The sequence below is a fragment of the Roseixanthobacter psychrophilus genome (genome assembly GCF_043195195.1).
Taxonomy (GTDB): Bacteria; Pseudomonadota; Alphaproteobacteria; order Rhizobiales; family Xanthobacteraceae; genus NCEH01.
This window is the reverse complement of record NZ_JBAFWT010000136.1, coordinates 1-1,314: the sequence shown is the minus strand read 5'-3', so window position 1 is coordinate 1,314 and position 1,314 is coordinate 1. Positions and strand designations below refer to the sequence as shown.

Annotated in this window: 1 pseudogene; it reads left to right on the top strand. The window is 63.2% G+C overall.

Annotated features, from left to right (window positions below):
• Positions 1-65 precede the first annotated feature (65 nt).
• A pseudogene (locus V5F77_RS28830) lies at positions 66-1,121 on the top strand (IS701 family transposase); the annotation flags it as partial.
• Positions 1,122-1,314: the final 193 nt, after the last annotated feature.

Sequence of the window (1,314 nt, the reverse complement as noted above, 5' to 3'; positions counted from 1 at the left end):
TTAACGGATTGATAACGCTGACGTGTTGAGGTTTGCGCTCGGATTGGAGCGCAGGCCATGATGGATTGGGACGAGGCTTGGGGGCGTTTCTGAAGCCGTTTGTCGCCCTGCTGGGGCACAAGAAGCGGCGGCAGATGTGCCCGCTCTATGTGGCGGGGCTGATCGGTCCGGGCGAGCGCAAGAGCATGCAGCCCATGGCCGAGCGCCTTGATCCGGCGCGGTACGACCGCTTCCACCATTTCATCTGCGACGGCCTGTGGGACGAGGGACCACTCGAAGCGGAACTCGCCCGCACCGCCGACCGCCTCGTGGGCGGCTCCGATGCCGTCCTCGTCATCGACGATACCGGCATCCCGAAGAAGGGCAGCCATTCGGTGGGCGTGGCGCCGCAATACGCTTCCATGCTCGGCAAGCGCGCCAACTGCCAGACTTTGGTCTCCGTGACCCTGGCGAGGGACGAGGTGCCCGTCGCCCTGGGATTGCGCTTGTTCCTGCCCGAGAGCTGGACCAGCGATGTCGAACGCATGGTCACTGCCGGCGTGCCTGAGCCGTTCCAGGCGCCGCGCTCCAAGCCGGAGATCGCCCTTCAGGAGATCGATCGCGTCACGGCGCATGGCGTGCGCTTCGGCCTGGTGCTGGCCGACGCCGGCTATGGCCTGTCCGCGTCCTTCCGCCAAGGCCTGAGCGGGCGCGGTCTCACCTGGGCCGTGGGCATCCCGAAGCATCAGAAGGTCTATCCGGCCGATGTTGCGCTTATCTTCCCCGTTGCTGGGCGTGGCCGGCCTCGGAAGAACCAGATCCCGGACCAGTTGTCCGTGTCCGCCGAGACGGTGCTGGCTACAGCCCGATGGCGCAAGGTCTCCTGGCGGCGCGGCACCAAGGGACCCTTAAGCGCCCGCTTTGCCGCCTGTCGCATCCGCATCGCCGACGGGCCGCCCCAGCGCATCCATGACAAAGGCCAGCAGCATATGCCAGGGGAAGAGGCTTGGCTGGTGGGCGAGTGGCGGTCTTCGGGCGAGCGCAAATACTATCTCTCCAACCTGCCCGCCGGGGTTTCTCTGCGAAAGCTGGCGGCCGCCATCAAGGTGCGCTGGGTGTGTGAGCAGGCCCATCAGCAAATCACCTCGCTTCGAACGTGCAGCATGAGCTGTTGCGCATCGCCGACACTGCCTCTTGTCCTTTCAATGATCGATGGATCGTATTGAGCGTAATATACAACAAAATTGTGAACAATATCCGCTTTCGCAAGAATTCGAACGAGACTGTTATCATCGGCGGCGAAGGTTGTTGTCCAACAAGCGGCAAGTAAAATTA